Source organism: Tessaracoccus oleiagri (assembly GCF_900103275.1).
GTDB lineage: Bacteria > Actinomycetota > Actinomycetes > Propionibacteriales > Propionibacteriaceae > Arachnia > Arachnia oleiagri.
In genome coordinates this window covers 373258-389840 of sequence record NZ_FNGP01000003.1, presented here as the reverse complement: position 1 = coordinate 389840, position 16583 = coordinate 373258, and the positions used below count along the sequence as shown (strand labels likewise).

At 71.6% G+C, this 16583-nt stretch carries 12 protein-coding genes; 5 read left to right on the top strand and 7 right to left on the bottom strand.

All coding sequences use genetic code 11. The features are described 5' to 3' along the window. Nucleotides 1-205: 205 nt before the first annotated feature. From ftsL to mraZ, 3 genes are all read right to left on the bottom strand, one after another. Nucleotides 206-706, bottom strand: coding sequence for a cell division protein FtsL (gene ftsL, locus BLR46_RS09735; RefSeq protein ID WP_093251486.1), 501 nt, complete (start codon nucleotides 704-706; stop codon nucleotides 206-208). Next, the gene (rsmH, locus tag BLR46_RS09730; RefSeq protein ID WP_093251484.1) at nucleotides 703-1641 is read right to left on the bottom strand and encodes a 16S rRNA (cytosine(1402)-N(4))-methyltransferase RsmH; all 939 of its coding nucleotides are present in this window, start codon (nucleotides 1639-1641) and stop codon (nucleotides 703-705) included. The genes ftsL and rsmH overlap by 4 nt, the downstream gene beginning before the upstream one ends. A 127-nt stretch (nucleotides 1642-1768) precedes the next feature. After that, nucleotides 1769-2197: a division/cell wall cluster transcriptional repressor MraZ gene (gene mraZ / locus BLR46_RS09725; RefSeq protein ID WP_093251903.1), complete on the bottom strand. Its 429-nt coding sequence runs from the start codon at nucleotides 2195-2197 to the stop codon at nucleotides 1769-1771. A 191-nt stretch (nucleotides 2198-2388) separates the two neighbouring features. Here mraZ and BLR46_RS09720 point away from each other — a divergent pair, with 191 nt between their 5' ends. The 4 genes from BLR46_RS09720 to BLR46_RS09705 all read left to right on the top strand — a co-directional run bounded on the left by BLR46_RS09720 (nucleotide 2389) and on the right by BLR46_RS09705 (nucleotide 7193). Then, nucleotides 2389-3345, top strand: a complete 957-nt coding sequence (locus tag BLR46_RS09720) for an AAA family ATPase (protein ID WP_425441388.1) — start codon at nucleotides 2389-2391, stop codon at nucleotides 3343-3345. 3 nt (nucleotides 3346-3348) lie between these two features. After that, entirely contained in the window at nucleotides 3349-4587 is a 1239-nt protein-coding gene (locus tag BLR46_RS09715) for a DUF58 domain-containing protein (protein WP_093251481.1), read from the top strand. Further along, nucleotides 4584-6722, top strand: coding sequence for a transglutaminase TgpA family protein (locus BLR46_RS09710; protein ID WP_093251479.1), 2139 nt, complete (start codon nucleotides 4584-4586; stop codon nucleotides 6720-6722). The genes BLR46_RS09715 and BLR46_RS09710 overlap by 4 nt, the downstream gene beginning before the upstream one ends. A gap of 69 nt (nucleotides 6723-6791) precedes the next feature. Next, the gene (locus tag BLR46_RS09705; protein ID WP_093251476.1) at nucleotides 6792-7193 is read left to right on the top strand and encodes a DUF3040 domain-containing protein; all 402 of its coding nucleotides are present in this window, start codon (nucleotides 6792-6794) and stop codon (nucleotides 7191-7193) included. Between the two features lie 21 nt (nucleotides 7194-7214). On the opposite strand, the gene dinB is transcribed toward BLR46_RS09705, so the two are convergent. The 4 genes from dinB to BLR46_RS09685 form a co-directional block, all read right to left on the bottom strand. Then, the gene (gene dinB / locus BLR46_RS09700; RefSeq protein ID WP_093251474.1) at nucleotides 7215-8405 is read right to left on the bottom strand and encodes a DNA polymerase IV; all 1191 of its coding nucleotides are present in this window, start codon (nucleotides 8403-8405) and stop codon (nucleotides 7215-7217) included. Further along, the gene (locus BLR46_RS09695) at nucleotides 8402-11953 is read right to left on the bottom strand and encodes a DNA polymerase III subunit alpha (RefSeq protein ID WP_093251473.1); all 3552 of its coding nucleotides are present in this window, start codon (nucleotides 11951-11953) and stop codon (nucleotides 8402-8404) included. Before BLR46_RS09695 ends, dinB begins: the two co-directional genes overlap by 4 nt. After that, nucleotides 11953-12228: a DUF6504 family protein gene (locus BLR46_RS09690; RefSeq protein ID WP_093251472.1), complete on the bottom strand. Its 276-nt coding sequence runs from the start codon at nucleotides 12226-12228 to the stop codon at nucleotides 11953-11955. The genes BLR46_RS09695 and BLR46_RS09690 overlap by 1 nt, the downstream gene beginning before the upstream one ends. A 207-nt stretch (nucleotides 12229-12435) precedes the next feature. Next, on the bottom strand, nucleotides 12436-12903 hold the full coding sequence (locus BLR46_RS09685; protein ID WP_143008270.1) for a hypothetical protein: 468 nt from the start codon (nucleotides 12901-12903) through the stop codon (nucleotides 12436-12438). A 173-nt stretch (nucleotides 12904-13076) separates the two neighbouring features. Between BLR46_RS09685 and BLR46_RS09680 the strand changes: the two genes are divergently transcribed. Beyond that, the gene (locus BLR46_RS09680) at nucleotides 13077-16577 is read left to right on the top strand and encodes a Tc toxin subunit A-related protein (RefSeq protein ID WP_093251470.1); all 3501 of its coding nucleotides are present in this window, start codon (nucleotides 13077-13079) and stop codon (nucleotides 16575-16577) included. Nucleotides 16578-16583: the final 6 nt, after the last annotated feature.

Here is a 16583-nt window from a genome sequence, read left to right as displayed (position 1 = left end):
CGGCGCTCCCCCGGCGGGGGGGCGTCGACGCGGCGCCGCTTGCGTGCCGGCGCCGCCGTGGTGGCGCGCTGCTTCGCGGCGGGCTTGCGGGTGGACGACGAAGCGGTCGCCGAGGTCCTCGACGAGGCGCCGTTCCGGGCCCGACGAGTACCACCGGTGGACCGCGGGGCGGCCGGCTTGCGGGCCGGTGGCCGGCGCTCGTCGCTCATCCCCGACCACCCACCTGGTCCGCGGCCACGACGTCATCGGGGTTCTGCACCGGCTCCGTGGGCGCTTCGCCGGGGAGCTGGGGGGACTCGCTCGGTGGGGCGGGCGGCTGCTGGGCCGGCACGTCGGTGACCTTCGGCAGCCGGCCGCGCAGCTGCGGCAGCTCGTCGCCCTCGACGGGGGTGGGGGTGCCGAGGATCTTGCCGTCGGCCAGCGACACGAAGGCGGGATAGGGGTTGGGGACCATGCCGAGGTCGGTGGCCCGCAGGGCCAGCGAGGCGGTGGACGACAGCGTCTCCAGCTGGGTGCCGAGGGCGGCCGACTCGTAGGCGAGGTCGTCGGCACGGTTGCGCAGCGCGCTCAGTTCCCTCGACTGCGCACCGATGGAGGTGGTCACCACCATCACGCCGCCGAGCCCGAGGCCGACGATGGCCAGGACGATCAGCACGAACCCGACGGTGGACACGCCGGCCCGGGGACGGTTGGTCATCTCGCTCATGCCTGTCTGATCCTTTTCACGATGCGGAGGCGCGCCGACGCGGCGCGCGGGTTGGACTGGACTTCTTCCTCGGTGGGCCGCTCGGCCCCCTTCGTGACTAGTTCGAGTTGCGGCTTGAGGTGTTCGGGCACCACGGGGATGCCGCGGGGCGCCTGGTCGCGCGCGCCGGCGGCGAAGAGGCGCTTCACCAGCCGGTCCTCGAGCGAGTGGTAGCTGAGGACGGCGAGCTGGCCGCCGACCCTGAGCGAGGCGATGGCCGCCGGCAGCACGCCCTCCAGCGCCTCGAGTTCCCGGTTGACCTCGATCCGCAGGGCCTGGAACGTCCGCTTGGCCGGGTGCCCGCCGGTGTGCCGGGCGGCGGCGGGGATGGCGCCGGAGATGGTCTCGACGAGGTGGGCGGAGGTGGTGAAGGGCCGGGCAGCGACGATGGCGCGGGCGATCCGGTCGGCGAACTTCTCCTCGCCGTACCACTTGAGGATGCGGGAGAGCTCGTTCACCGGGTAGGTGTTCAGCACGTCGGCGGCGGTGGGGCCCTCCTCCTGGTTCATGCGCATGTCCAGCGGGGCGTCGACGCGGTAGGCGAAGCCCCGCTCGGTGCGGTCGATCTGCAGCGAACTGAGGCCGAGGTCGAGGAGGATGGCGTCGACCTCGGTGACGCCGAGGTCCGCCAGCACGTCGGGGAGTTCGTCGTAGACGGCGTGGACGAGGGTGGCGCGGTCCGCGAGTCCGCCCAGCCGCTCACGCGCGACGGCGAGTGCGTCGGTGTCGCGGTCGATGCCGATGAGCCTTGCGCCGGGGTTGGCCTCCAGCACCGCCTTCGCATGCCCGGCCAGCCCGAGGGTGCCGTCGACGTAGATGGCGCCCTCGTGGTGGAGGGAAAGGGAGAGCACGTCGACGATGCGGTCCCGCATGACCGGCACATGCACGTCTGCCATCTCGACCCTTCCTGTGTGGCGCGTGGGGTTGGTTGTGTGTGGAGCTGCTCCCCGGTCCCCTTCCGGTGGGCGACCTGGCTACGGGGAAGAAAGCCAGGGCGCCGACCGGCCGGGCACCGGGAAGCAGCTAGAGGGTGGGCATGAATTCCTCGTCGAGGTCGGCGAAGCCCGCCTCGCTCGATTCCGAGTAGGCGGCCCAGGCCTCGGCGTCCCAGATCTCGGCGCGGGTCCCCGCGCCGATCACCACGACGTCCCGGTCAAGGCCGGCGTACTTGCGCAGGATCGGGGGGATGGTGACCCGTCCCTGCTTGTCCGGCACCTCGAAGCTCGCCCCCGCCGCCAGCATGCGCTGGTAGTCGCGGACCTGCTTCACGGTGGCCGGGGCCGATGCCACGGGGGCCATCAGCTCCTCGAAGGCCTCCTTGGTGTAGACGGCCAGGGCCCGCTCCTGGGTGCGGGTCATGACCAGCCCGTCGGCCAGTTCGTCGCGGAACTTCGCGGGGAGGATGAGGCGCCCCTTCTCGTCGAGCTTCGGGGTGTACGTACCCAGGAACACGAGGAGCACCCCCTTTCTCCAATTTCACGCCGATCCACTCCACTTGCCCCCACTTTACCCCACTTCCCCCCACTTTTACTCCCATTGTGGGCGTTTCCCCCACCGGTTCGTTGTGCAGCGAAGTGCCGGGAAAATGGGGCGGCCCACTACTCTTGGGAGGAGTCGGCGCATTCCCTTGCGAAGGAGACCCCTTGACCACCACGAACATCGGTGAGGTAGCCCAGCTCGCCAACCAGATCAGCGCGGAGATGGCGCGAGTGATCGAGGGCAAGAGCCGGCAGATCCGGACGGCCGTGACGGTGCTGCTCGCGGGAGGACACCTGCTCATCGAGGACGTCCCCGGGGTCGGGAAGACGGTGCTCGCCAAGTCCCTGGGCCGCTCCATCGCGGGCGACGTGAAACGCATCCAGTTCACGCCCGACCTGCTGCCGGCCGACGTCACGGGCGTCTCGGTCTTCAACCAGTCCACGCGCGAGTTCGAGTTCAAGCCGGGCGGGATCTTCGCGAACATCGTCCTCGGCGACGAGATCAACCGCGCCTCCCCGAAGACCCAGTCCGCACTGCTCGAGGCGATGGCCGAGCGCCAGGTCTCGGCCGACGGGAAGACGTACCACTTGAACCGGCCGTTCATGGTGATCGCCACCCAGAACCCGATCGAGATGGAGGGCACCTATCCCCTCCCCGAGGCGCAGCGCGACCGCTTCATGGCCCGCATCCGCATGGGGTATCCGGCGGCGGAGTCGGAATCGAAGATGCTGATGGCGCAGGCCACCGGCGACCAGCTCGCGAAGGTGAACGCCGTCACCACCGTCAATGCGCTCAGCTCCGCCACCGAGGCGTTGACGGAGGTCTATGTCGCGCCCGTGATCGCCGACTACATCGTTTCGCTGGTGAACGCCACTCGCCAGCACACGGACCTCCGGCTCGGGGCCAGCCCCCGCGCGTCGCTCCACCTCATGCAGGTGAGCCGGGTGGAGGCGGTGCTCGCAGGCCGCGACTACGTGATCCCCGAGGACGTGCAGGCACTGGCCGAGGAGGTGTTCTCCCACCGGGTGCTCACGACCGTGGAGGCGCAGGTGGCGGGGCGCCGCCCCGAGGACATCATCCGCGGCGTCGTCTCGTCCACGCCCGCACCGACCCGGGGGTAGACCTTGATCCGTGGCGCAAGGCCCACCATCCGCGGCATCATCCTCTTCGTCGCCGGGGCGGTGCTCGCGGGGATCGCGGGCGCCATCGGGGAGCCGGACCTCATGTGGCTGGGACTGTTCCTGTGCGTCCTGCCGCTGCTGTCCCTGGTGGTCGTCGTCGCGCTGCAGCCGAGACTCGAGTACGCGCGCTCGCTCAACCCGGCGCAGTTGCCGGTCGGCGAGCGGCTGGAGGTCGTCGTGCGGCTGCGCAACGTCTACCCGCTGGCGGCGACCACCCTGGAACTGCACGACGCCGCCCCGGTCTCGCTGGGTGGCGGCGCACGGTTCGTCGTGGCGCGGGCCTTCGGCCGCTGGGACCAGGCGGTGCGCTACGGCATCCAGACCGAGCAGCGGGGCAGGTTCCTCGTCGGCCCCCTCACCGCCCGTGTCGGCGACCCCCTCGGGCTGGCCACCAGCCGGGTGCACCCCCGGGGTGAGGAGTCGTTGCTGCGGGTGACGCCGAAGCTGTGGCCCCTGACGGAGGCCAAGCGCGGACTGGGGGTCGGCGCCACCGGCGAGGCCGCCCCGCAGCGCATCGGGCAGGCCGGCCAGGACGACGTGCTCGTACGGGAGCACCGCCACGGCGACGACATCCGCCGCATCCACTGGCGGATGAGCGCCAAGCAGGGCGAGTTGATGGTGCGCCTCGAGGAGCACCCGTGGGACCCGTCGGCGCTGATCATCACCGACACCCGGCGGCTGGCCCACGTCGGCGAGGGGCCGTCGTCGAGCCTCGAGTGGACGATCTCCGCCGCCGCCAGCGTCGCCGTCAAGCTGTCCGACGACCGCTACCGCATCGTCGTCGCCGGCGGCTCCGGCACGATCTACCAGCCGCACCAGCTGACCGGCGTGGCCCAGCGCCAGGGGCTGATCGACGCGTTCACCGACATCGGCGCCTCGGACGAGCGCGAGCTGGCCGCGATCCTCGCGGAATCCGAGTCCCTCGACGCGACCGGCAGCCTCATCGTGTTCAGCGGGCAGCTGAGCGTCCAGGACGCCGCGACGCTGACCAGCATGGGTCTGCGTATGGCGAAGCCCAGCGCGATCGTGCCGGACGCGGGCGCGTGGGGGCTGCGGTCGGCCGAGCACGGCGACGCGGTCCGGCTCCTGCGGGCGTCGGGCTGGGCGGTCGAGCAGTACGGGCCCGGCGAGCACATGCCGACGGTGTGGGCGCGGCTCATGGTGAGGCAGGCCGCCGCATGAACCCCACCGCCAACCCCGTCGTCTCCCCCGTGATCGCCCTCGCGACGTGGCTGTCGCTCCTGCCCCTGGGCGCATTGTTGGAGGGGCGGGCGCACCTCGTCGAGGCCGCCCTGCTCGTGACCGTCGTCGGCATCATCGGCGCCCTCGGTGCGCTGCTGGGCCTGGGCCGGGGCGGCACCTACGCCCTGCAGGTGGTGGGCGGCGTCGCCATGCTGGTCTGGCGCGGACTCATGCTTGGACCGGGCGACACCGGCTTCCTCGGCACGTTCCGCGCGCTGGTCCAGGAGGGGTCGGCGACGATCGCCGCCTCCGCCCCGCCGCTGGACGCCACCAACGGGGTGGTGTTCCTGATCCTCGCGCTCACCGCGCTCGTGCAGCTCGTGCTGGAGCTGCTGGTGAACGTCCTGGAGCAGCCCGCCTGGTCCTTCGCGCCGCTCGCGTTGGGCTACGTCGTCGCGGGCATCGCCGCATCCGAGGAGCTCACGGTCCCCACCTTCGCGGTGGTGGCGGGCTCGTACGTGCTGCTGCTGCTGGTGGCCACCGGCATCGGCGAGGGCCATCGCGCAGCCCGGGCGTCCAGGAGCGGCGCCTTCCACCTCACCCGTGCGGGACTCGCGCTGCTGCTCACCGTCGGCGGCGTCGCGGGCGCCGCGGCCGTGCAGCCGCTGTTGCCGATGGGGTCCAAACAGCCGTGGCAGGACACCCAGAGCGGACCGATCCAGCTGGGCGACCCGACCGTCGCCCTGAACGAGAACCTGCGGCGCCCCGAGGACGTGCCGATGTTCTCGTACACCACCTCCACCGGGGCACCCTCGTACTTCCGGACCGTGGCCATGCCGGACCTCACCAACGACGGCGTGCGGCTCATCCCGATGACCCTGCGCAACTTCGGGTTGTCCGGGGCGTACTCTGCGCCGGGGGTGCCGCTCGAGGTCGAGGTGCAGATGCGGGCCGTGCCGTCGGAATACCTCCCGGTGCCCTTCGCCGTCGACGACTTCTCCGCCGACGGCGTCTGGTCCTACGACCCGGAGACCCTCGCCGTCGTCGCCACCGGCGCCGACCGGCAGCAGCAGACGGTGAACCTCCGCTACACCGCCTCGTCGACGGTGCCGTCGCCCTCGCCCGAGGAACTCGACGCGGCCGAGGCGGGCCAGGGCGTCGATCCCATCACCACCGTCGTGCCCGACGTGGACCCGCGCGTCGCGGAGCTCACCCGACAGGTGGTGGAGGGCGCCGGCACCGCGGGGCAGAAGGCGCAGCGGATCCAGTCGTTCCTCCGCGGCGACGACTTCGAGTACTCCCTCGACGCGCCGCAGACCGCCACGCTCGACGTGGTCTCCTCGTTCCTGCTCGAGGATCGCTACGGCTACTGCATCCACTTCGCCGCCGGAATGATGACGATGGCCAGGATCGAGGGCATCCCGTCGCGGATGGCGATCGGCTTCAATTCGGGCACGCAGCAGGAGGACGGGTCCTTCCTGGTCACCTCCCACAACATGCACGCGTGGCCCGAGCTGTACTTCGAGGGCCTGGGCTGGGTGGCGTTCGAGCCGACGCCCGCCGTCGCCAGCCCGCCGAGCTACACCGACGCGGACCCCACCGGCCCGTCCGCGCCGGAGCCGTCGCCGTCGCCGTCCCCGTCGCCGACGAACCAGAGCGAGTCCCCCGAGGACGATCCCCAGGTGCCGGTACCGCCCACCACGCGCCCGGTGCCGGGGGCCGGTGACGACGCCGCCTGGGTGCTGCCCACCGTGCTGGGCCTGCTCGGCCTCGCCCTCGTGGCCGCCGCTCCGCTCGCCATCCGCACCGCACAGGCGCGCTGGCGGCTGCGCCCCGGGCAGGGCCCCGCAGAGCTCGCCGCGGGCGCCTGGCGGGAGGTGCGGGCGACGTTCGTCGACACGGACCGGGACTGGCCCGACGGGTCGCCAGGCCCCGCCTCGCGGGCCGTCGCGGGGTCCGTGCCGGAACCGGAGCTGCTGCGCGGTATCGCGCTGGCGGTGGAGCGCGCCACCTTCTCCCGGGAGCCGGTGGACCCGACCGCGCTGCCGGACCAGGTGCAGCGCCTCCGGCGCGCGTTGTACGCGGACGCGCCGTGGTGGGCGAGATGGTGGCCCCGGTCGTTGTGGGGACGGTGACCGGCCCCTTTGGAACCGACACTTTCACGCCTAGAATGACAGTTACCGATCCGACCGAGGGAGCATCAAATGGCGCTATCCGAGCAAGAGCGCAAGCTGCTGGAGCAGCTCGAGGCGTCCCTCAAGGCTGAGGATCCGGAACTGGCGGACACGCTGAGTGGCGCGGGTCAGGTTCGCATCCATCGTCGCCGCGCCACCATCGCGGGCATCGGGTTCATCCTCGGCATCGTGGCGCTCATCGCCGGCATCCAGGTCCACTGGGCGGTGAGCATCCTGGGCTTCGCGATCATGCTCGGCGCCGCGATCGTCGGCATCAACTCGTGGCAGCGCGTGAGCGGCGACGGGGGCGGAGTCGGCGCCTCCCCGGGCGGGCCGGTCGGCGGTTCGGGCCCCACCTCCACCGCATCCAACAAGGAATTCATGGACAAGCTCGAGGAGCGCTGGAAGAAGCGGCAGCAGGGAGACCTCTGACCGTCGCCGCGGCGATCCCGGCTAGGCCACACTCGATCTCGTCACCGAGCGCCCCGAGGCCGTGAGCCGCGCGCGCTGCACGGCCTTCGGGCCGAACTTGAGGATCGCCCGGTCCACTGCGGCCTCCGCCTCCTGCCAGCCGCGCTCCGGCTCGTCCAGCGCGGGCTGCTGATAGGTGTTCTCCTTCGGCACCAGCTTCTCCACCCGCACCCCGACGCGCCGGATCCGCGCCCGCTGCAGGTGCAGCCGCCGGAACAGCCGCATCGCCTCGGCGTAGATGTCGTTGGTGGAGTCGGTGTAGGCGTCGATCGTGCCGGTGCGGGTGATCGAGTGGAAGTCCGCGAACCGCACCGAGAGCGTGACCGTCCTTCCCACCATCCGCTGTGCCCGCATCCGCGAGGCGGTGCGCTCCGCCATCCGCAGGATCTCCGTGGCCACGAGGTCCGCGTCGTCGGTGTCCAGCGCGAACGTCTCCTGCGAGCCGACGCTGTGCTCGGCCGGCTCCCGGGAGATCACGGCGCGCTCGTCGCGGCCCCAGGCGAGATCGAACAGCAGCGACCCCTGCCCCATCCCCAGAGCCCGCTGCAGCGTCTGCTTCTTCGTCATCGCGATGTCGCGGACGGTCACGAGCCCCAGCTTGTGCAGCTTCGCGGCGGTCACCTCCCCCACCCCCCAGATGGCCTCCACCGGCAGCGGGTGCAGGAAGGTGACCACCTCGTCGCTGCGCACCAGCTTCAGCCCGTCCGGCTTGGCCTCCTTCGAGGCCAGCTTGGCGATGAACTTGCTGGGCCCGATCCCCACCGAGCACGGGACCCGCTGCTCGTCCATCACCTGCGCGCGCAGGAGCTCCCCGACCGCGGCCGGATCGCCGCCGAGCCGGCGCATCGCCGTCGTGAGGTCCAGGAACGCCTCGTCGATCGAGGCCATCTCGACGCGGTCGGTGATGGTGTCGAAGATCTCCCGGATCCCGGCGGAGACGGCCTGGTAGTGGTCGAAGTCCGGGTGGACGACCTTCACCTGTGGGCACAGCCGCCGGGCCCTGCTCGACGGCATGCCTCCGGAGATCCCGTACGCCCGGGCCGGGTAGTTCGCCGACAGCACCACCCCACGGGTGGAGCCGCCGACGAACATCGGCACCTTCCGCAGCTCGGGGTACCTCGCCATCTCCACCGACGCGTAGAACGCGTCCATGTCCACGTGCGCGATGATCATCGTCCCGCGCTCCCCGGGCTCGAGTGCCAGAGCTTCCGCGGGGCCTCCGCGGCCGACGTGCCCTGCGGCTTGATGTCGGCGTACGGCGACTGCCGGAACCCGCTCGCGTGCACCAGCACCCTGCGGCGCCCCATGCCGCCGGCGCGGGTGTGGTCGTCGGCGATGGCGGCGTGCCCCTCCTTCTCCGGCGGGACGTACTCCCCGACCAGGCTGTAGCCCTCCGGCACCTCCTCCACCAGCGCCCGCACCGCGGCGACGGCGTCGTCGGGGCTGCCGCTGCGCTCCAGCTCGGCGCGCCACACGTCGTGGACCTGGCCGAGGTCCCACGCCCCCGTGGCGCGGATGGAGACGCCGCGCGGACCGGTGCGGCGGACCACGCCCCGGACCAGCAGCAGCCATGTGTTGAACACGGTGGCCGAGTACGGCCCCTGCACGTCCTCGAAGAAGGTGGCGTCGACGGGGCCCGTCGAGTCGTCGAGGGTGAGGAAGATCACGCGACGGCCGGAGCGCACCGGCGGGGTCTGGGTGGCGACCTTCACGCCCGCCACCAGGATCTCCGAGCGGTTCTTCGCCTCCAGCAGGGTGCGGGCGCTGGTGGCGCGGATGGCGCGCAGCATCGGCAGGTAGCGCTCCATGATGTGGCGGCTCGCGTCGAGGCCGAGGATCTCCAGCTCGGCCTTCAGCCGCTCGTCGTCGCCCATCTCCGGAAGCCCGCTGGGGACCACGTCCAGCGCGTCGGCCTCCGTGAAGGTGAACGCCGCCTGCGCGGGCACCTGCTTGCGGGTGCCGGTGTGGAGGTCCGCCAGCGTCAGCAGCAGGTCGCGGCGCGTGACCTGGGTACTGGAGCGGATCCCCGTCGCCTCCCCGATGCCGTACAGGGAGTCGAACGCGCCCGCCAGCACCAGGTGCTCGGCGGTGGGCTGGCTGACGCTCGCGCGCTCCCAGAAGTCGGTGAGCGACTGGAAGGGCTGCGCTTCGACGATCCGCTCGATCTCGTCGGCGGCGATGCCCTTCACGTCCGCCAGCGACAGTCGGATCCCCCAGCCGTCGGGGGTCTCCTCCGCACGGTACTCACCCGTGGAGACGTTCACGTCGAGGCCCAGCACCGCGAGGCCGAGGCGCCGGGCCTCCTCCAGCAGCAGCCGCTTGGGGTACATTCCCGGATCGTGGGTGAGCACCCCGGCGAGGAAGTGCGCGGGATGGTGGCGCTTCAGCCAGGCCGACTGGTACGTCGGCAGCGCGAACGCCGCGGCGTGCGCCTTGCAGAACCCGAACGACGCGAAGGACGTGAGGATGTCCCACACGCGTCCGATCAGTTCCTCGTCGTAGCCGCGCTCGCGGGCCCTGGGGAACAGCCACTGCTTCACCTGTTCCTGCCCCTCCCTGTCGCCGAGGGCGCGACGGACCTCGTCGCCCTGCGCGAGGGTGCAGCCGGTGACGACCGCGACGAGCTGGATGATCTGCTCGTGGAACACCACCACGCCGGCGGTCTGCTCGAGGACGGGCCGGAAGTCGTCGTGGAGGTAGTCGGGCTCCCGGAAGCCCTGGCGGGCGTCGATGAACGGGGTGATCATGTCGGACTTCACGGGGCCGGGGCGGAACAGGGAGATGTCGATGACGATGTCCTCGAAACTGCTCGGCCCGAACTTGCCGACGAGCTCGCGCTGGCCCGGCGACTCGATCTGGAAGCAGCCGAGCGTCTGGCGGCGGGCGATCATGTCGTAGACCTCCTCGTCGTCGAACGGGGCCAGCGCGTCGATGTCCGGCGCGGAACCGGTGGTGCGCTCCAGCTCTCCCAGCGCGTGCGCCATCGCGGACTGCATGCGGATGCCGAGCACGTCGAGCTTCAGCAGGCCGAGGTCCTCGACGTCGTCCTTGTCGAACTGGCTCATCGGGTAGCCGCCGAAGCTGCCCTCCACCGGGGTGCGCTGGCGGAGCGCGGAGTCGGACAGGATCACGCCGCAGGGGTGCAGCGCGATGTGGCGCGGCAGCCCGTCGAGCGACTCGACGAGGTCGAACAGCACCTCGAGCCGCTTCTCCGCGAGCCCCGCAGCACGCAGCTCGGGCAGGTCGCGCAGCGCGGCGCGGGCGTCGCGGGCGCGGATGTGCGGGAACGCCTTCGCCATCGCGTCCACCTCCACCGGGGGCAGGCTGAGCGCGGCCCCGACGTCGCGGACCGCGTGCCGGACGCGGTAGGTCTCGATCATCGCCACGCACGCCACCCGCTGGTGGCCGAACGTCTCGAGGATCCTGTCGTACACCTCGGTGCGGCGGGCGGACTCGACGTCGACGTCGATGTCGGGCAGCGCGACGCGCAGCGGCGAGAGGAACCGCTCCATGATGAGCCCGTAGCGGATCGGGTCCACGCCGGAGATCCCGAGCGCGTAGTTGACCAGCGAGCCGGCCCCGGAGCCGCGGGCTGCGCACCGGATCCCCATGCCGCGGATGAGGTCGGTGACGTCACCGACGGTGAGGAAGTAGGACTCGAAGCCGAGCTTGCCGATCACGGCGAGCTCGTCGTCGAGCCGGTCCTGCACCTCGGGGCTGATCACCCCGTAACGGGCGTTCAGCCCGGCGATGCTGCGCTCCCGCAGGACCCGCGGCGCGGCCTCGGGCGTGGTGCCGAGGATCTCGAACTCGGGCAGCCGGATCTCCCCCAGCCCGACGTCGGCCATCGGGTCGAGGGCACAGCGCTCGGCGAGTTGCTCCGTCGCCGCCAGGACCGCGTCGGCGTCTGCGCCGACGAGCCGCGCCGCCTCCTCGACGGCGAACCGCATCTGCGGCTCGGACTTCAGGTAGCCCTCCGCGTTGCGGCGGTCGATGTTGCGCAGGTCCAGCGGGACGAGGCGTCGGGTGGCGTCGAGCACGTCGACGGTGGCCGCCTGCTCCCGGTGGGCCATGCGGACCATGTTGGTGGCGACCGCGGGCAGCCCGAGCCGGCCGGCCACCCGCAGCAGCCCGCCGGCCTGGTGCGCCGACGCGACGCCTCGGCCGCCGGTGTGGTGATTGGTCATCGCGACGACGACCCCCCGCCCCAGCTCGTCGCGCCAGCGCGCCACCTCCCGGGTGGCGTCGTCGAGGCGGCCCTGGACCAGGAGACGGCCTGCGTGGGAGTCCGCACCCAGGCCGACCACCACGTCGCGGCCCGCGCAGTGCTGCGCGATGGTCCCGAGGGTGACCATCGGGTCCGACCGGGTGGCGTGCGCGTCGCTGATCAGCTCGCACAGGTAGCCCCAGCCGGCGCGGGAGGTTGCCCACACCGTCGCCCTGGGCAGCCGTGGATCGCGGAGCTCGCCCCCGCGGGCCGCCGTGGGGCGCCGCTCGGGCCGCCAGCCGTCGGGCACCACGGCGAGGTCGACGCCGATGACGGGCGCGATACCGGCCTTCAGGCACGCCTTGGCGAACCGGACCGCGCCGTAGAGGCCGCTGCGGTCCGTGAGCCCGAGCCGGGTCATGCCGAGCTCGGCCGCCCGGGCGACGAGCGCGCCGGGCTGGGAGGCCCCGTACTGGAAGGAGTACCCGGAGAAGGTCTGGAGGTGCGTGAACATCAGTCGGCCACCGCCTGCAGCACCCAGTCCTCCTCGCCGACGGTGCGCGCCAGTTCGTAGACGCCGCGGCCGAGCCGGCCGTTGCCCGCCTCGACGCGCCACACCTCGCGCTCGCGCAGCAGGTCGGTCTCCGACTGCTCCGCCCGGCGCCACCAGGGCGAGGCCTCGCGCGAGAGCGCCTGCACCTCCTTCACCAGCAACAGGCGCCCCCGCCAGATGAACTGTGCGGGACGCTCGTCGAACAGCACCGCTATGGGTTCGTGATAAGTGCGCATGGCCGCCTCCGGGGAACGTTCGAATATGTGTTGCTCGACCCGGGAAACCTCGGCCCGGCGCAGGGGTCGAGTCCACGCCGGGCCAAGGCGGCCCACACCGGATTCGCGGGGTCGATCAGAGCTTCCCCAAGTTAATCGAACGCTTGTCCGGTAAATACAACTATAGGCTCCCCCACCGACAAAACGTCAAGGGCCGGGCGCGCCGCCTCAGTCGGCGTCGGGGGGCAGCGCCTCGAACCCGCCCCGGTCCCGGACGAGCTGCAGCACCAGCAGCACTGCGAGGGAGTACACGGCCAGGTTGGTGCCCCAGTCCTGCACCCAGCCGGCGAGCCCCGCCGGCACGTCGTCGACCGCAGCGTCCTTGGTGAGCCCGCCCACCACGATGGCGAGGACCAGCACCACGAGCATGGTGACCGCGAACGGCCGCCGGACCCCGGCCAGCAGCAGCACGTCCTTCGAGCTGGCGAGGAAGAACATAAGCCCGGTCACCACCGCTGCGGCGAGGATGAAGTACCACGGCACGTGCGGGTCCTGGCTCCCCGTCACCTCGTTGTCGAACGAGTAGACGACGCCGCCCAGCACCCCGGACGCCTGGATCGACAGGATCGCGACCAGCACCAGGTAGAACACCGTGAGCACCACGGAGCCGACAACCGCCAACACTTGCCTGGTCATTCCACCAGTACAACACCCACCGGAGCCGCACGCAGCGAATCGCGTCGACGGCCTATGGACTTAACCCAGCATGAGGCGCAGAATTATTGTGCAGCCTTGTCCATAGACCGTCCTGACTCGGCCCCAAACGGACTGCCATCACAACAGCGGGTGCGCCAATCCAGGAGGTCATGATGGCCGGTTCCATCAAGCACGCTGCCAATTTCGTCACCACCCTCGACGTCCGGCCGCTGCGTGTGCCGGAACTCACCGTGAACCCCGCCAACTCTGCGGCCGCGAAGGTCGACCAGGTCCGCACCCTCCTCACGGAAGCGGCGGACGCTGCCGCGCGCGGGGGCCACTCACGCGCGTTGCGTGCCTACCAGCGCGCGCACGCCCTTTGTTACTCGGTGCTGAACCCCGGCGTCACCCCGGGCTGGTTCCCGAGCGGCGTCCACCTACCGCTCGGTCCTGACACCGAGAAGGCCCTGAACCTGGCCTCGGTCAAGCTGATGGAGGCAATGCGGCCGGACGTGATCCTTCCGGTCGGCCCCGTCAGGGTGCAGCACGATCCCCACGAGGTGGACGCCCGGTTCGCGAAAGTCGGGTTCCATCCTCGCAGCGCCGCTGTGGCCGAAGCCATCACCTCGGCGACGCGGCTGCTCGCCAAGGGCGAGGCCACCGAGGCCGTGTCCCTGCTGGAGCGCGCTGCCGCCGAGGCGGACGACGACCAACTCAAGGCCACCGCGCTGCTCAACCTCTCGACGGCGCTGCTCGGCACCGGCGTCAACGACCGCGCCACCGAGACCGCCACGCTCGCGGCGCACGCGTTCGAGGCGAGCGGCGACCGCACAGGCGCGGTCCAGGCGCTGCACGCGGCTTCGGTGGCGGCACGTCGCGCCGGCGACGCCCAGACTGCGGCGGCGCGTTTCGCGGCGGCCAACGAGAAACTGCGGGGTCTCGCCCCAGCACCGGTCGACGGCGACACCCCCGCCCCCGGTGGCGGCTTCCTCCGCAGGCTCCGCGAAGGCTTGCCCGACGCGCAGGAGAGCCCCTTCATCCGGGCCATCGACCGCCCCGTGCGCGAGTTCCTGCGCGGCGCCGAGGGCACGCGGAACCCCGGTTCGCTCTCCTACATAGCGGACGACTCCGTGGACCTCGCGCCCCTGCGGTGGCTCGACCGCCACGACACCATAGCCACGGTGCCCGTCGACGAGCTGAACAAGCCGCTGGCGGCGCGGGGCCGCTGGTCCGTGGGCATCCCGACCGGGCCGGACATCGCGGAGCTCTCCTGGTCGCCCGGCGCGCCCGCCCCGCTGGAGATCCTCACCACCAAGGTCTACGAACAGCGCCGGGTCGCCACCAGCATCGCTGAGCTCACCGTCCCGCTGGAGTCCGCCGCCATCACCACCGCCTACCTCACGCACGTCTACTCCTACGTCATCCCCGTCGGTCTTGGCGACAGCCATGCCGCGCTCGGCGACCACGAACGGGCGGAGCAGCAGTACCTCGCGGCAGCCGGGTACAGCTACCTCAATCCCGAACTGGAGGCGCCCGCTCTCTGGGTCCGGCTCGCGCGCAACCTGCTGGCCTGGGGCGACCGCCTGTACAAGTATGAGCGCGCCGACGAGGCCAAGGACGTGTACGCGCGGATCGTCCGAGAGGACGGCACTGCCGATGCCGCCTCCTACCTCTACGCCGACGGGCCGCTCGCCGCCACCGGGGCGGTCGCCAAGGAGGTCCTGTCCGACCCAGGCGCCGTCGCCGAGGCCACCAACCCCGCCGTCGCGGAAGTGCTCCTCGTCGTGCTCGGCCGGTGGGCCAACCTGGCCGCCGGGCTCGACTTCTTCGGACTCACCTACACGCCCACGTTCACATTCGAGTACCTCCAGCAGGCCGCCCGCGGCCTCGCGCAGCAGTCCGTCCAGGCCGAGCGCGAGTACATCAACTTCGCCGCCCAGGCGGAGGCGGAGGCCTCGGCGCGCCGTGACCTCGAGAGCGCCCTCGCCCTCGCACGCACGGAGGCGAGCACCCAGGGGGCGCTCCTCCAAGCTGCCCAGGCCGACCTCCGCGGCGCCGACCGGGCCGTCGACTACGCCCGGCTGCGCAGGGACAACGCGCGCGAGGCCCGGCAGGAGTACGAATCGGCCGGCTACTGGCAGTACATCTCGCAGTCGATCGCCACGGCGCACGGGGCGGGCAAGGACTGGCACGAGAGCGAGATCCGCGAGCTCGCGCAGCAGATCGAGTCGGGCTCGTGGAAGGGCGACCGGGGCAAGCTCGCCGCGGCCGCCACCCTCGTGGGAGGACAGAAGTCCTACGAGTACCAGCTCGGCAGGCTTGACGACCAGGCGCAGGAAGCCGAGGCCGCCATCCCGATCGCGCAGGCACAGCGCGACGCGGCCGCCGCCCGCGCACGCGCCGCGGGGTTCCAACTGCAGGCCGCCAACCAGCGGGTCTCGATGGTCACCGACGCCCTCAACGCGTTCGACCAGGAGGTCTTCACGCCGGAGCTCTGGTCACGCATGGCGGCGATCGTGCGGGACATCTCCCGCAGCTACCAGGACTGGGCCATCGCGGCGGCGAGGCTGATGGAGCGCGCCTACAACTTCGAGACCGACAGCGCGCTCGCGGTGATCCGGCCCGAGTACAGCGTCCCCGCGACGGGAGACCTCCTCGGTTCGGACCTGCTCCTGCGCGACATCGACTCCTTCACGCACCACTTCATCACCGCCGTCGCGAAGAACGAATCACAGATCAAGGAGGTGCTGTCGCTGCGCAACGAGTACCCCTTCGCGTTCCGCGAGTTCCTCCGCACCGGGAAGCTCAGCTTCGACACGTCGCTGCACGAATTCGACCGGCGCCATCCGGGCACCTTCGGCCAGCGGCTCCAGGGCGTCGAGGTGGAGATCATCGGGCTCGTCGCCGCGGGCGGCGTCCGCGGCACCCTGCGCGGTGGCGGGATCTCGCACTACCGGACCGCCGACGGGGGCGACCGCACGCGCGTCCACGGCGTCGACACCATGGTGCTGTCCGACTACGTCCTGCGTGGCGACGCCTACGTCTTCCGCGCCGACGTCACCCGGCTCGGGCTCTTCGAGGGACACGGGATCGCCACCAGTTGGGAGTTGGAACTGCCGCCCGGCAGCAACAACCTCGACTACCGCCTCCTCAGCGACGTGCAGCTCGTCCTCTACTACACGGCCCGGCACAGCGAGGAGCTCCGGGACCAGGTGCTCGCCACGCCGCCGCGGCCCGGGGAGGACGTCCACGTACGGGACTTCGCCGTGCGGTTCGACTTCCCGGAGGTGTGGTTCGGAATGCTGCGGGACGCCACGGCGACGCTGGTCATGGATGCCGACTCGTTCCCCCGAAACGAGACGGCGCTGACCACTGCCGGCCTCGCGCTCGTCCTCGAGGGGGCATCCCCGGCGGACGTGGCCGGGGTGGACGTGACGATCGGGCTGCCCGGGCGCGACGAGGTCCGGATGACCACCGACGCCGATGGGGCGGTGGCCGCCGCCCCGGGCAACGACCTCGGAGCCGCCATGGGCGGCGAGGTGCTGGGCGACTGGACCATCACCCTCGAGCCGCCGGCCGGCAGTCCCTTGACCGGCCCCCGGGGCGGCCTCGACGCCGGGCGGCTTCGGGGGGCTTCCCTGGTCCTCCAGTACCGCTTCGAGTACCGGAAGTAGGTGCGC

Bases quoted from the DNA above. Each gene is read 5' to 3' on its own strand.
- BLR46_RS09695 (WP_093251473.1), bottom strand. From the start codon at position 11,953: ATGTTCACGCACCTCCAGACCTTCTCCGGGTACTCCTTCCAGTACGGG.
- BLR46_RS09690 (WP_093251472.1), bottom strand. From the start codon at position 12,228: ATGCGCACTTATCACGAACCCATAGCGGTGCTGTTCGACGAGCGTCCC.
- ftsL (WP_093251486.1), bottom strand. From the start codon at position 706: ATGAGCGAGATGACCAACCGTCCCCGGGCCGGCGTGTCCACCGTCGGG.
- BLR46_RS09710 (WP_093251479.1), top strand. From the start codon at position 4,584: ATGAACCCCACCGCCAACCCCGTCGTCTCCCCCGTGATCGCCCTCGCG.
- BLR46_RS09680 (WP_093251470.1), top strand. From the start codon at position 13,077: ATGGCCGGTTCCATCAAGCACGCTGCCAATTTCGTCACCACCCTCGAC.
- BLR46_RS09685 (WP_143008270.1), bottom strand. From the start codon at position 12,903: ATGACCAGGCAAGTGTTGGCGGTTGTCGGCTCCGTGGTGCTCACGGTG.
- dinB (WP_093251474.1), bottom strand. From the start codon at position 8,405: ATGATCATCGCGCACGTGGACATGGACGCGTTCTACGCGTCGGTGGAG.
- rsmH (WP_093251484.1), bottom strand. From the start codon at position 1,641: ATGGCAGACGTGCATGTGCCGGTCATGCGGGACCGCATCGTCGACGTG.
- BLR46_RS09705 (WP_093251476.1), top strand. From the start codon at position 6,792: ATGGCGCTATCCGAGCAAGAGCGCAAGCTGCTGGAGCAGCTCGAGGCG.